A 13,220-nucleotide genomic window follows, 5' to 3' on the forward strand; every position below is an offset into this window, starting at 1 on the left:
TTGATGTCGAGAGGGAGTTCACATGTCGTTTCTCACGGGACGCAAGAGCGTTGCCGTACTGGCCGGAGCCTCAGTCGTGGTCTTGGGTCTGGCCGCCTGTTCAAGCACCGGCGGTAAGCCGGATTCTTCCGGATCCGGAATGGGCGCGGGTACGGCGGACACGCCCCGCGCCACCATTGCGATGATCACCCACGAAGTGCCCGGTGACACGTTCTGGGATCTGGTGCGCAAGGGTGCCGAAACCGCAGCGGCCAAGGACAACATCGAACTTCGGTACTCCGCCGATCCCGAGGCGCCGAATCAGGCCAACTTGGTTCAGAGTGCGATCGACAGCAAGGTCGACGGGATCGCCGTCACCCTCGCGAAGCCCGACGCCATGGTTGCCGCGGTCCAAAGTGCCACCGCCGCGGGCATTCCGGTGGTCGCCCTCAACTCGGGCCTCGAAACCTGGAAGGACATGGGCGTCAAGGAGTACTTCGGTCAGGACGAGTCGATTGCCGGTGAAGCTGCCGGCGAGCGACTCAACACCGAAGGTGCCACCAAGGTGCTGTGCGTGATTCAGGAGCAGGGCAACGTGAGCCTCGAATCACGGTGCGCCGGTGTGAAGAAGTCGTTCAAGGGAACGACGGAGATTCTCAACGTCAACGGCAAGGACATGCCGTCGGTGGAGTCGACCATCACCGCGAAACTTCAACAGGACCCGGCAATCGATCGAGTTCTCGCGCTCGGTGCGCCGTTCGCATTGACGTCCGTGACGTCGGTCGGCAATGCGGGCAGCAAGGCGAAGGTCGTCACCTTCGACACCAACGCGGCGCTCGTCGACGCCATCAAATCCGGTGACGTGCAGTGGGCAGTGGACCAGCAACCCTTCCTGCAGGGCTACCTCGCCATCGATTCGCTGTGGCTTTACCTCAACAACGGCAACGTGATCGGTGGTGGCTTGCCCACCCTGACCGGACCCGCGTTCATCGACAACACCAACATCGACTCGGTCGCCGAGTACGCCAAGAACGGAACTCGCTGATCCGGGCGCACGGAGGGCTGAGAGTCCGCCCTCCGTGCGCCTGTCCAGCACGGAAGGGAAATCATGTCCACTCAGGCAGATCTCGACCTTGCCGCCCATAAAGTCGTGACCGATGAACGGGTGAAGGAGCAAAAGCGCATTCAGCGTCTGCTGCTCCGCCCGGAGATGGGTTCACTTGTCGGCGCCATCGCCATCTTCATCTTCTTCTGTATCGTCGCGGCACCGTTCCGTACGCCGGAAGCGCTTGCGACAGTGCTCTACTCCAGCTCCACGATCGGCATCATGGCTTGCGCGGTCGCCCTGCTCATGATCGGCGGCGAGTTCGACCTCTCCGCCGGCGTCGCAGTCACCACGTCCTCGCTCGCCGCGTCGATGATCGCCTACAACCTGCACCTCAACCTGTGGGTGGGCGCGATTCTGGCGCTGGTCGTCTCGCTCGCCGTCGGATTCTTCAACGGCTACCTCGTCATGAAGACGAAGATTCCCAGCTTCCTCATCACCTTGAGTTCTTTCCTGATGTTGACCGGTATCAACCTGGCCGTCACCAAGCTCGTGAGTGGTCAGGTGGCCACACCCAGCGTCTCCGACATGGCTGGATTCGATTCCGCCAAAAAGGTATTCGCGTCGTCGTTCTCGGTCTTCGGGGTGTCCGTCAAGATCACGGTCGTGTGGTGGCTGCTGTTCACCGCGATTGCAACATTTGTTTTGTTCAAGACCAAGATCGGCAACTGGATCTTCGCGGTCGGCGGCAATCAGGACAGTGCCCGCGCGATCGGTGTGCCGGTGACCGCAGTCAAGATCGGCTTGTTCATGACCGTCGGCTTTGCTGCCTGGTTCGTGGGCATGCATCTGCTGTTCTCGTTCAACACCGTTCAGTCCGGTCAGGGTGTCGGTAACGAGTTCCTGTACATCATCGCCGCAGTCATCGGCGGTTGCCTGCTCACCGGTGGTTACGGAACCGCGATCGGCGCTGCGATCGGTGCATTCATCTTCGGTATGACCAACCAGGGCATCGTCTACGCAGGCTGGAACCCGGACTGGTTCAAGTTCTTCCTCGGCGCCATGCTGCTCTTCGCGGTCATCGCCAACAACGCATTCCGCAACTACGCTGCGAAAAGGTGACACATGAGTACCACAGCTGAAGTTCCCGCTCTCTCGAACTCGGGCGGCAACGTGCCACTGATCGAGCTCAAGGACGTCGGTAAGCAATACGGAAACATCATCGCGCTCAAGGGAATCAACCTGCGCGTCGGTGCGGGTGAAGTAACGGGCGTGCTCGGTGACAACGGCGCAGGCAAGTCCACGCTGATCAAGATCATCGCGGGTCTGCACCAGCAGAGCGAAGGTGAACTACTCGTCGACGGCGAACCGACAACGTTCCACTCGCCGAAAGAAGCTCTCGGCAAAGGCATCGCGACGGTCTATCAGGACCTCGCCGTCGTTGCGTTGATGCCGGTGTGGCGCAACTTCTTCCTCGGGCAGGAACTGCGCAAGGGTGGTCTGATCAAGTCGCTCGACGCCAACGCCATGCGCGCGACGACTCTTTCGGAACTGTCGAAGATGGGCATCGAACTACCTGACGTCGACGCACCGATCGGTAGTCTCTCGGGCGGTCAGCGTCAGTGTGTTGCCATCGCCCGCGCCATCTTCTTCGGCGCGCGCGTGCTGATTCTCGACGAGCCGACAGCAGCGCTCGGCGTCAAGCAGTCGGGAATGGTGTTGCGCTACATCACCGCTGCCAAGGAACAGGGATTCGGCGTCATCTTCATCACGCACAATCCGCACCACGCGTACATGGTCGGCGATCACTTCGTGCTCCTCAACCGAGGCAGGCAGAAGCTCGACGCCAAGTACGACGACATCTCACTCGAAGAACTGACCAAGGAGATGGCGGGCGGTGACGAGCTCGAGACGCTGACCCACGAGCTTCGCCGCTAGATCAAAACCTCGCGACTACAGCCTCGGTTCGAATCGAACCGAGGCTGTAGTCGTTTCGTCACAGGATGGTCGTCGGCCGAACCCCGAGGCCGGAATGCATGTACGCCTCGTCGATCATCGTCATGTTGGCTACCGCGTCGCCCGGGCCGATCGGCAGCGCCGAGACCCCGGACAGATGATCGGCGAACGCTTCGAGTTGATAGGTGTACGACGACTTCGTGCCCAGATGCTCGACGCTCGTGCGCCCACCGGCCGTGACGGAGACACGGTCGTCGATGTCCGGCTGCAGGAAGTTGTGCACCAGGACGTCTCCTTCAGTGCCGAATACTCGGACGGTGAAGTGATACCGCTCGTCCAACATCGTGGTCACCACGGATGCCGTGGCGCCGCTGGGGTATTCGAGTTCGATGTCGAACCACGAATCGACCCCCGGAGCGTATTCCTCGTGGCGGGTCCCGGTCACCACTGGCGCACCGCCACAGACGTCACTCAGCGTCCGGGAAGCATGTAACCCGTAGCAGCCCAGGTCCATCAGTGACCCACCTGCCAATGCGAGCTCCCACCGCGGGTCGTTCTCGGATGGTGTGGGCATCCGCAGTACGGTTTCCACCCGAGTGACCGCGCCGACTGTGCCGCTCCGAACCACATCCAGCAGGCGCCGGTTCACCGGATGAAAGAGGTAGTGGAACCCCTCGAGCAGCGTCACTCCGCTCACGCGCGCTGCCTCGGTTACAGCACGCGCTTCCACCGCGTTGCTCGAAAACGGTTTCTCCGTCAGCACGTGCTTGCCGGCCCGAACGGCGGCGAGATTCCACGGTCCGTGCAGGCTGTTGGGTAGCGCGTTGTAGACGACGTCCACCTCCGGATCCGAGATCAGCTCGGCGTACGAACCGACCACCCGTTCGATCCCATGCTGGGCCGCATAGGCTCTGGCCCGCTCGGGGTCGCGTGCGGCAACGGCCACCAGGCGGTGCCCGGTTGCCGTTGCAGGTTTGATCATCGCGTTCTCGGCGATGCGTGAGGCTCCCAGAATGCCTATCCGCAGCGGGGTAGGTGTCACAGAACCGACCGCAGATACTCGACGCTCGCTCGCACATCGCGCACCGGTCCCTCGTCCGACGGCGCTTCGGCCAGAATGGTGTCCTGCTCGAGCACGTACCACCCGTCGAAACCGTGGCGCTGCAATATGGCTGTGACACCGGCGATGTCGACGTCGCCGCCACCGAGTGGACGGTACATTCCCGCCTTCACGCCGTCGGTGTAGGTGAGCTCACCTCTGCGAACGCGTGATGCGAGGGCATCGTCGACGTCCTTGAGATGCACGTGGGTGATGCGCTCGGGAGCTTGACGCGCCAGGTCGACCGGATCGGTGCCGCCGATCAACAGGTGGCCGGTATCCAGGCACAGGGGGATGGCCGAGCCGTCGAGCACTCGCAGGACCTCGTCGCGCTGCTCGATCATCGTTCCGACGTGAGGGTGGACAACTGCCCTGATTCCGCGCTCGGCCGCGGCGTCGGTGAGGCGATCGAGATTGTGCAGCAGGGTTTTCCAACTCTGCTCGTCCAGTTCCGGGCGTGAATCGTAGCCGTCGGAACCCGTCGCGGCGGCCAGGACCAAAACCTCGGCACCCGAGGCGACGAAACCGTCGAGGATGGGGGAGATGCCGGGAACCGGATCATGATCGCGATCATGCAGCAGTACCGGTGCGAACCCGCCGACTGCGCTCAGATCGTGATCCGCGAGCACCTTGGCCATTTCGGCGGGTGCAGTCGGCAGAAATCCCTCCGGTCCGATTTCCGTTGCCGCCAGACCGACTTCGCGCATTTCCCGGAGGACTTGCGCAGGGTCGAGCTGGTAGCCCCAGCCCGGGACTTCGCACACGCCCCAGGAGATCGGTGCGCCGGCGATGCGAGGAGTGCTCATGTGTGTGCCTCATTCTTGTCGTGAAGGAACAGATCTTTGACTTCGGTGATCGTGACGGGCCGACCCTCGCGCAGAGAGTGCGTTGCAGCTTCGGAGATCCAGGCCGACTCGACCGCATCTGTGGGCGTGCACGGTGATTCCCGACGCCCGGCGACAACGCCGAGGAATGCTTCGAGTTCCGCACGGTAGGCGGACGTGAAGCGGTCCATGAAGAACGTGTACGGCTCCTTCGAGGGGAACGATGTTTCGGGGTCGAGGGAGCGGAGTGGCAAGCGGTCGTCCAGCCCGGCAACGACGGAGTCCGCCGAGCCGAGTACCTCGAGTCGGCAGTCGTAGCCGCGGCCGTTGTAGCGGGTATTCGACACGACCGCGATGGTTCCGCCTTCGAAAGTGAGAACCGTTGCGGCGGTGTCGACGTCACCGGCATCGGCGATCCCGCGATCACCCTGATTCGAGCCGGTGGCAAAAACAGTGGTGACTTCGCGGCCGCTGATCCACCGTACGATGTCGAAGTCGTGGATCGAGCAGTCGCGGAAGATGCCGCCTGAGTGTTCGATGTACGAGATCGGCGGGGGAGCGGGGTCGAGGGTGGTCGATCGGAGAGTGTGGATCCAACCGAGTTCTCCAGATCGAACCGCGTCGTACGCCGCCACAAATGACGGGTCGAATCGGCGCTGAAATCCGATCTGGACTGGTACCGACGTCTGCTCGGCAGTCGCGAGTACACGAACGGAGGATTCGATGGAGTCGGCTACCGGCTTTTCGCAGAATGTCGGGATGTCTAGGCGAACAGCGGCTTCGATCAATTCGGCATGTGAACTCGACGGCGCGGCGATCAGAACGCCGTCGATGCCTGACGCTAGAAGCGCGTCGGGATCGGCAGCGGACTCCACGTCGAGTTCGCTTGCCACGTCCGAGGTTCGACGTGCGTCGACATCGGTGACAACCAGTGCGTCGACGCCGTTTAGCGTCAGTAGATTTCGGGCGTGGTAGCTGCCGATTCGTCCGAGGCCGAGAACTCCGATGCGAGCGCCCATCAGTTCAGCCCTCCGAAGACGTTCTGGTCCCAGTCGATGATCGAACCCGTCACGACTCCGCTGCGATCGGAGAGCAGGAAGACGACGAAGTCGGCGATTTCGTCGACCTGTCCGAGCTTGCCCATGGGGAGGGTGCTGCCCGCGCGTTCCTGCCAGTCGTCACCGGCGTCGTGAAAAGCTCTCTGCGTGAGGTCTTCACCCTCGGTCTGTGTCCACCCGATGTCGAGACCGTTGATCCGGATACGATCCCAGCGATGCGCATGGGCGGCGTTGCGGGTCAGCCCCGCCAGCCCGGCCTTCGCTGCCACGTACGGCGCGAGATACGGCTGCCCGCCGAGTTCGGACGTGGAGATGATGTTGACGATGGACCCGGGGACCGCACGCTCGCGCATGTCTTTGACTGCTGCCTGCATCGTGAAGAACGGACCGCGAAGGTTCACCGCGATGTGCTGGTCGAAGAGTTCTTCGGTGGTGTCGAGCAGCGTTCCGCGTGAAGTGAGCCCGGCGGAATTGACCAGAGCATCCACGCGGCCGAAGTGAGAGATCGTCTCGGCCACGCTGTCGAGCGCGGAATCCGTTTGTGCCACATCGGCTTCGATGAAGTGAGTTCCCGGAAGTTCTGTCTCGAGAGCCTTTCCGACGTCCGGGCGTCGGCCGGTGAAAGCCACCTGAGCGCCCTCACGGACTGCGGCGCGTACGATTCCGGCGCCGACGCCTTGCGAGCCGCCACTGACCAGTAAGACGGTGTCGGCCAGGAGTGCGGGCCTGGTTACGCCCGGCGTAGAAGTCATGGGTTTAGTCTGGCTGTGACGAAGACCTCGAGCAACAGCAAAAAACCATCAAATATCCATCATCGTGAGGTAGTTGTGGCGCATCGATTCAAAGTACGGGAGATCGCTCAGCAGTCGGGCCTGAGTGAGGCCACCGTCGACCGGGTGCTCAACGACCGTCCTGGAGTTCGCGACGGCACACGATCGGAGGTTCGCCAGGCGATCACGGACCTGGAACGTCAACGCTCGCAACTGAAACTGGTCGGTCGCACGTTCATCGTCGACGTCGTGTTGCAAACTCCTGCACGGTTTTCCGACGCCGTTCGCGATGCGCTCGAGGCCGAACTGCCGACCCTTGCACCGGCTGTGGTGCGGTCCCGGTTTCACTTTCGTGAGACCGGTTCGGTAGAAGCGATGACGTCGACGCTCGACAAGATTCGCCGGCGCGGGTCCCACGGTGTCATCGTCAAGGCTCCCGACACTCCGGAAGTCGTGGCGGCGATCGATCGGTTGGTGGCGGCAAGGATTCCGGTCGTCACGTTGGTGACCGACGTTGCCGGCAGCAGGCGAGCCGCCTACATCGGCATCGACAACCGAGCCGCCGGAGCCACCGCCGCGTACTTGATAGATCAGTGGCTGGGGGATCGGGAAGGCAACGTGCTGGTCAGCATGAGCAGCGGGTTCTTCCGCGGGGAGGAAGAACGGGAGATGGGATTTCGCTCCGCCATGCGAGTCTCGGCTCCGCATCGACGGTTGATCGACATTCCGAACAGTGACGGTCTGGATCAGACGAGTAGGAAACTGGTGCGAGCGGCACTCGAATCCGATCCGCAGATCCGTGCCGTGTATTCGATCGGTGGTGGCAACCTGGCCACTGTCGACGCGTTCGAAGAACTGAACCGGGAGTGCAGTGTCTTCATCGCCCACGATCTCGACGGTGACAATCGAAAGTTGCTGGGGGAGAAGCGAATATCAGCGGTGCTCCACCACGATCTGCGTGCGGATGTTCGCACTGCCTGTCAGGTGGTCATGAAGGAACACGGCGCCATGGGCGCTCACTTCGGCTTTACGACGTCACCGGTTCAAGTCGTGACACCGCTCAACATGCCCCCGACATAGCTGTGCGCGGTCAAGGAGTCCGGAGACTCCCTAACCGCGCACAGGGCCGAAGGCCTGACTATCGAGCGAAGAGCAGTGCTCGCTTGACTTCCTGAATAGCCTTTGTCACCTGGATGCCGCGGGGGCACGCGTCGGTGCAGTTGAACGTGGTGCGGCAACGCCACACGCCGTCCTTGTCGTTCAGGATGTCGAGACGCTCGGAAGCGGCCTCGTCACGGCTGTCGAAGATGAACCGGTGTGCGTTCACGATGGCAGCGGGACCGAAGTAGCTGCCGTCGCTCCAGTACACGGGGCACGACGTGGTGCAGCATGCGCAGAGGATGCACTTGGTGGTGTCGTCGAAACGAGCACGGTCGTGCTGGCTCTGGATGCGCTCACGAGTGGGCTCGTTGCCACTGGTGATGAGGAACGGCTTCACGGCGCGGAATGCGTCGAAGAAGGGCTCCATGTCGACAACCAGGTCCTTCTCGACGGGCAGGCCCTTGATGGGCTCGACCGTGATGGTGACCGGCTTGCCGTCCTTGGGCAGCATGTCCTTCATCAGCAGCTTGCAGGCCAGACGGTTCACACCGTTGATCCGCATCGCGTCCGATCCACAGACTCCGTGTGCGCAGCTGCGACGGAACGTGAGGGTGCCGTCGAGGTAACCCTTCACGTACAGGAGCAGGTTGAGCAGACGGTCGGTGGGCAGTGCCGGGACCTGGAAACTGTCCCAGTGCTGGCCCTCGCCCGATTCGGGGTTCATCCGCGCGATCTTGAGAGTGACCATGACGGCCCCCTCAGGAACAGCGGGGAGTTTGGGTGCATCTACAGCAGGCGCAGACATCAGTACTTACGCTCCATCGGCTCGTAGCGGGTCTGGATCACCGGCTTGTAGTCCAGACGGATGTCGGAGAGCAGGCCGTCACCCTCCTTGTACGCCATCGTGTGCTTCATGTACTCGGCGTCGTTGCGGTCCGGGAAGTCCTCGCGAGCGTGGCCGCCGCGCGATTCCTTGCGGTTGAGGGCGCCGACGACGGTGACCTCTGCCATTTCGAGGAGGAAGCCCAGCTCGATGGCCTCGAGCAGGTCGCTGTTGTAGCGCTTGCCCTTGTCCTGGACCGTGATGTGGTTGTAGCGCTCCTTGAGAGCACGCACATCCTTGAGAGCCTGGGTGAGGCGCTCTTCGGTGCGGAAGACGGAGGCGTTGTTGTCCATCGACTGCTGCAGCTCGGTGCGGATGTCCGCAACGCGCTCGTGGCCGTGATCGGACAGGATGACGCCGACCCAGTCTTCGACCATCGCGGCCGGGGTTTCCGGCATGTCGACGAACTCGGTGGAGTTCGCGTACTCGGCGGCAGCGATGCCGGCGCGACGGCCGAACACGTTGATGTCGAGGAGCGAGTTGGTACCGAGACGGTTTGCACCGTGTACGGAGACACAGGCGCATTCGCCGGCCGCGTACAGACCCTTGACGATCTCGTCGTTGTTGCGCAGCACCTCACCGTTGATCTTGGTGGGGATACCGCCCATGACGTAGTGGCACGTCGGGTAGACGGGCACGGGCTCCTTGACGGGGTCCACGCCGAGGTAGGTGCGCGAGAACTCCATGATGTCGGGGAGCTTCTCGTCGAGAACTTCCTCGGGGATGTGCGTCACGTCGATGTAGACGTAGTCCTTGTTCGGGCCGGCGCCGCGGCCTTCGAGAACCTCGAGGACCATCGAACGCGCCACGATGTCACGCGGAGCGAGGTCCTTGATGGTGGGTGCGTAACGCTCCATGAAGCGTTCACCATCGGCATTACGGAGAATGCCACCTTCACCGCGGACGGCTTCCGAGATCAGGATGCCGAGACCGGCGAGTCCTGTCGGGTGGAACTGGTGGAACTCCATGTCCTCGAGGGGCAGGCCCTTGCGGAAGATGATGCCCATGCCGTCACCGGTGAGGGTGTGCGCGTTGGACGTCGTCTTGTACATGCGTCCCGAGCCGCCGGTCGCGAAGACGATCGACTTGGCGTGGAAGATGTGCAGCTCGCCGGTCGAGAGCTCGTAGCAGATGACACCGGTGGCAACCGGGCCGTCCTCGGTCTCGGTGATGGCGATGTCGAGGGCGTAGAACTCGTTGAAGAACTCGACGTCGTGCTTGACGCAGTTCTGGTAGAGCGTCTGCAGGATCATGTGACCGGTGCGGTCGGCGGCGTAACACGCACGGCGGACGGGTGCCTTGCCGTGGTCGCGTGTGTGGCCACCGAATCGACGCTGGTCGATCTTGCCTTCGGGCGTGCGGTTGAACGGCAGACCCATCTTCTCGAGGTCGAGCACCGCATCGATGGCCTCCTTGGCCATGATCTCGACGGCGTCCTGGTCGGCGAGGTAGTCGCCGCCCTTGACGGTGTCGAAGGTGTGCCACTCCCAGTTGTCTTCCTCCACGTTCGCCAGTGCGGCACACATGCCGCCCTGGGCCGCGCCGGTGTGGCTGCGGGTGGGGTAGAGCTTGGTCAGTACGGCCGTGCGGGCACGGGGGCCAGCTTCGATTGCCGCACGCATGCCTGCGCCACCGGCGCCGACGATGACCACGTCATAACGATGTTCCTGCATGAAGTCTGTGCTCCCCTAGCTCGCCGAGATATTGGGGTCGAAGGTGAAGATGACGTACGTGCCCAGGCCCATGATCAGGATCATCGAGAGAACGAGGATCGTGGTCAGCCAGAAGCGCGTGGAGTCCTTGCGGGAGTAGTCCGCGATGACCGTGCGCAGACCGTTACCGCCGTGCAGCTGTGCCAGCCACAACATCGTCAGATCCCAGAACTGCCAGAACGGGCTGGACCAGCGACCTGCGACGAACGCGAAGTTCAGACGGTGAACGCCACCGTCGAGCATCAGCATGATGAACATGTGGCCCAGGACCAGAACGATCAGGGCGACGCCGGAGAAGCGCATGAACAGCCATGCGTACAACTCGAAGTTGTTCCGAGCCTTCGCGCGCGGGGACCGCGGGTTGTCCAGGCTTGCGGGACGGTCGTATGAGGTGCCCAGGCTCTTGGCTTCGGGTCCGTGAGTAGTCGCCATGTCAGTGCTCCGCAAACATGTTGATGAGGATGCGTCCGGCGCCTGGGATCATCACCAGGAACCAGATCGTCAGAATGGTCCAGAGCATGACGCGCTGGTACTTCGGGCCCTTCGACCAGAAGTCCACCAACATCACGCGCACGCCGTTGAGGGCGTGGTAGAGGACTACGCCGACGAGGCCGATCTCCATGAGGCCGACGAGGGGGTTCTTGTACGTGTCGATGACGGCGTCGTACGTATCGGGATTGACCCGAACGAGTGCCGTATCGAGAACGTGTACGAATAGGAAGAAGAAAGTAGCGACGCCTGTGATCCGGTGTAGAACCCAGGACCACATTCCGGGGTCGCCCCGGTAAAGCGACCTCGTGCGCTCCTTCTGAGGAGCGGCTTCAGTCGTAGTACTCATCGAGTGCTGTGCCTCCAACGTCATTGGTGGACGCGTCGAGCCTGCAGAGAGCTTCGATGTACCTCAGCCCGGGCTCGACGGGATCCTGAACCGACTTGACTCAGACTCTAAACCTATGTGAAACCGGGAACTAATCAGATGCGGGATTCGTACGCGTACCAAACTCTTTGTAAGGTTTGCCTTTCCAATCTCGCCGAGACTGTTTCGGCGTGGTTTCTGCATCCATTCAGTCGGCGTGATTGGATAACGAACCATGGGCGACATCGACTGGAAGTTGTTGCGGCACAACGCGCAAGTGGTCATGCGGCAGGCTTATGCACCGTACTCGGGCTATGCAGTGGGTGCAGCTGCCCTGGTAGACGATGGTCGGATCGTCTCAGGATGCAATGTGGAAAATGTCTCATACGGTTTGAGCCTGTGTGCCGAATGTGGACTCGTCGGTAACTTGGCCGCCACCGGGGGTGGCCGGCTGCTTGCCTTCACGTGCTGCGACGCGAAGGGCTCGATTCTGATGCCGTGCGGCCGGTGCAGACAGCTTCTCCTCGAGCACGGCGGGGGTGAGATGCTTGTCGACACGAGCAGTGGGTTCAAGCCGCTGAGCGAGCTGTTGCCTGATGCTTTCGGGCCGGAACAAGCAGAGGGGCTCCGCCATGTTTGACGCAGTTTCCATCATCGGCGCCAAGCGTGACGGCCGCGAGCTGTCGGGAACCGAGATCGACTGGATAGTTCAGGCGTTCACACAGGGGATCGTCGGTGACGAGCAGATGTCGGCGCTCGCGATGGCGATCTACTTCCGCGGAATGTCGCGAGCAGAGACCGGTCGATGGACCGAGGCGATGATCGAATCCGGCGGGAGGATGGACTTTTCGGACTTGCCGCTGCCCACCGTCGACAAGCATTCGACCGGTGGAGTGGGGGACAAGATCACCCTTCCGCTTGCACCCCTCGTCGCTGCCTGTGGTCTTGCAGTCCCGCAGTTGTCGGGCCGCGGACTCGGCCACACCGGTGGAACTCTCGACAAGCTCGAGGCCATTCCAGGTTGGCGAGCCGAGCTCACGGCGACGGAGATGGTCGACATTCTCTCGGACCCGAAAATCGGCGCGGTGATCTGCGCTGCCGGAGCGAATCTGGCCCCCGCGGACAAGAAGCTCTACGCGCTGCGCGACGTGACCGGAACGGTGGAATCCATTCCGCTGATCGCAAGTTCGATCATGAGCAAGAAGATTGCCGAGGGAACCGGCGCCCTGGTGCTCGACGTCAAGGTCGGTTCCGGAGCGTTCATGAAGGACCTCGGCGACGCGCGAGAGTTGGCACGCACGATGGTCGAGCTTGGCAACGACGCCGGCGTGCGTACAAGCGCTCTCATCACCGGGATGGACACCCCGCTCGGATTGACGGCGGGCAACGCCCTCGAGGTACGTGAATCCGTCGAGGTGCTGGCAGGCGGCGGGCCGTCGGACGTCGTCGAGCTGACCCTGGTCCTGGCTCGGGAGATGCTGTCAGCGGCTGGGATCGACGGTATCGACCCCGCCGACAAACTGGCCGACGGCACGGCAATGGACCGGTGGCGCGCGATGATCGCCGCCCAAGGTGGGGACCCACACGCGACGCTGCCGGTGGCCCGGCACAGCGACGTCGTCACCGCGGACCGGGACGGCGTACTGACCCGACTCGACGCCATGGCGGTGGGCATCGCGGCCTGGAAACTGGGAGCCGGACGCGAACGGCAGGGCGAAGCCGTTCAGGCCGGTGCCGGCATCGAGATGCATGCAAAGCCTGGCGACGTGGTCCGTGCCGGGCAGAAGCTGATGACATTGCACACCGACACTCCCGAGAGATTTGATGCAGCGCGACGAAGCCTCGGCGGTGGATGGTCGATCGGGACCGATTCCGACACCGTTTCGCGACCGTTGCTCATCGAGCGAATTGTGGGTGATTCGCGTTAGCGTTGGCGA

The 13,220-nt window shown here is 62.5% G+C and carries 14 protein-coding genes; 6 read left to right on the top strand and 8 right to left on the bottom strand.

From position 1 onward, the window contains the following. Positions 1-22: 22 nt before the first annotated feature. The 3 genes from ACVZUB_RS10130 (at position 23) to ACVZUB_RS10140 (ending at position 2,962) form a co-directional block, all read left to right on the top strand. Entirely contained in the window at positions 23-1,024 is a 1,002-nt protein-coding gene (locus ACVZUB_RS10130; protein WP_007727338.1) for a substrate-binding domain-containing protein, read from the top strand. Positions 1,025-1,087: 63 nt separating this feature from the next. After that, positions 1,088-2,146 carry an ABC transporter permease gene (locus ACVZUB_RS10135; protein ID WP_003940759.1) on the top strand — a complete coding sequence of 353 codons (1,059 nt, stop codon included), beginning with the start codon at positions 1,088-1,090 and terminating at the stop codon, positions 2,144-2,146. Positions 2,147-2,149: 3 nt separating this feature from the next. After that, positions 2,150-2,962, top strand: a complete 813-nt coding sequence (locus ACVZUB_RS10140) for an ATP-binding cassette domain-containing protein (RefSeq protein WP_007727336.1) — start codon at positions 2,150-2,152, stop codon at positions 2,960-2,962. Positions 2,963-3,020: 58 nt separating this feature from the next. Here ACVZUB_RS10140 and ACVZUB_RS10145 read toward each other — a convergent pair whose 3' ends face one another. The 4 genes from ACVZUB_RS10145 to ACVZUB_RS10160 are packed head-to-tail and all read right to left on the bottom strand — an operon-like array spanning position 3,021 to position 6,713. Beyond that, entirely contained in the window at positions 3,021-4,022 is a 1,002-nt protein-coding gene (locus ACVZUB_RS10145) for a Gfo/Idh/MocA family protein (RefSeq protein ID WP_482628330.1), read from the bottom strand. Further along, positions 4,019-4,885, bottom strand: coding sequence for a TIM barrel protein (locus tag ACVZUB_RS10150; RefSeq protein WP_007727332.1), 867 nt, complete (start codon positions 4,883-4,885; stop codon positions 4,019-4,021). The genes ACVZUB_RS10145 and ACVZUB_RS10150 overlap by 4 nt, the downstream gene beginning before the upstream one ends. Then, complete coding sequence (locus tag ACVZUB_RS10155) at positions 4,882-5,922, bottom strand: Gfo/Idh/MocA family protein (protein WP_482628331.1); 1,041 nt, start codon at positions 5,920-5,922, stop codon at positions 4,882-4,884. The genes ACVZUB_RS10150 and ACVZUB_RS10155 overlap by 4 nt, the downstream gene beginning before the upstream one ends. Beyond that, positions 5,922-6,713: an SDR family oxidoreductase gene (locus ACVZUB_RS10160; RefSeq protein WP_482628332.1), complete on the bottom strand. Its 792-nt coding sequence runs from the start codon at positions 6,711-6,713 to the stop codon at positions 5,922-5,924. The genes ACVZUB_RS10155 and ACVZUB_RS10160 overlap by 1 nt, the downstream gene beginning before the upstream one ends. 75 nt (positions 6,714-6,788) lie before the next feature. On the opposite strand from ACVZUB_RS10160, the gene ACVZUB_RS10165 reads away from it, so the two are divergent. Next, positions 6,789-7,811 (top strand): LacI family DNA-binding transcriptional regulator, encoded by a 1,023-nt coding sequence (locus tag ACVZUB_RS10165; protein WP_083057767.1) that lies wholly within the window; start codon positions 6,789-6,791, stop codon positions 7,809-7,811. Positions 7,812-7,869: 58 nt separating this feature from the next. Here ACVZUB_RS10165 and ACVZUB_RS10170 read toward each other — a convergent pair whose 3' ends face one another. From ACVZUB_RS10170 to sdhC, 4 genes are read right to left on the bottom strand one after another with little or no spacing between them, the layout of a single operon-like run. Further along, positions 7,870-8,637 carry a succinate dehydrogenase iron-sulfur subunit gene (locus ACVZUB_RS10170; RefSeq protein ID WP_003940925.1) on the bottom strand — a complete coding sequence of 256 codons (768 nt, stop codon included), beginning with the start codon at positions 8,635-8,637 and terminating at the stop codon, positions 7,870-7,872. Continuing rightward, positions 8,637-10,388, bottom strand: coding sequence for a succinate dehydrogenase flavoprotein subunit (gene sdhA, locus ACVZUB_RS10175; RefSeq protein ID WP_003941011.1), 1,752 nt, complete (start codon positions 10,386-10,388; stop codon positions 8,637-8,639). Before sdhA ends, ACVZUB_RS10170 begins: the two co-directional genes overlap by 1 nt. Before the next feature lie 15 nt (positions 10,389-10,403). Then, positions 10,404-10,859 (bottom strand): succinate dehydrogenase hydrophobic membrane anchor subunit, encoded by a 456-nt coding sequence (locus ACVZUB_RS10180; RefSeq protein ID WP_003940699.1) that lies wholly within the window; start codon positions 10,857-10,859, stop codon positions 10,404-10,406. Position 10,860: 1 nt separating this feature from the next. Next, entirely contained in the window at positions 10,861-11,265 is a 405-nt protein-coding gene (sdhC, locus tag ACVZUB_RS10185; protein WP_020969155.1) for a succinate dehydrogenase, cytochrome b556 subunit, read from the bottom strand. 253 nt (positions 11,266-11,518) lie between these two features. Between sdhC and ACVZUB_RS10190 the strand changes: the two genes are divergently transcribed. Together ACVZUB_RS10190 and ACVZUB_RS10195 are read left to right on the top strand one after the other, a co-directional pair. Next, on the top strand, positions 11,519-11,923 hold the full coding sequence (locus ACVZUB_RS10190; RefSeq protein ID WP_003940810.1) for a cytidine deaminase: 405 nt from the start codon (positions 11,519-11,521) through the stop codon (positions 11,921-11,923). Beyond that, on the top strand, positions 11,916-13,211 hold the full coding sequence (locus tag ACVZUB_RS10195; RefSeq protein ID WP_003940738.1) for a thymidine phosphorylase: 1,296 nt from the start codon (positions 11,916-11,918) through the stop codon (positions 13,209-13,211). Before ACVZUB_RS10190 ends, ACVZUB_RS10195 begins: the two co-directional genes overlap by 8 nt. Positions 13,212-13,220: the final 9 nt, after the last annotated feature.

Source organism: Rhodococcus sp. OS5, from assembly GCF_056837585.1.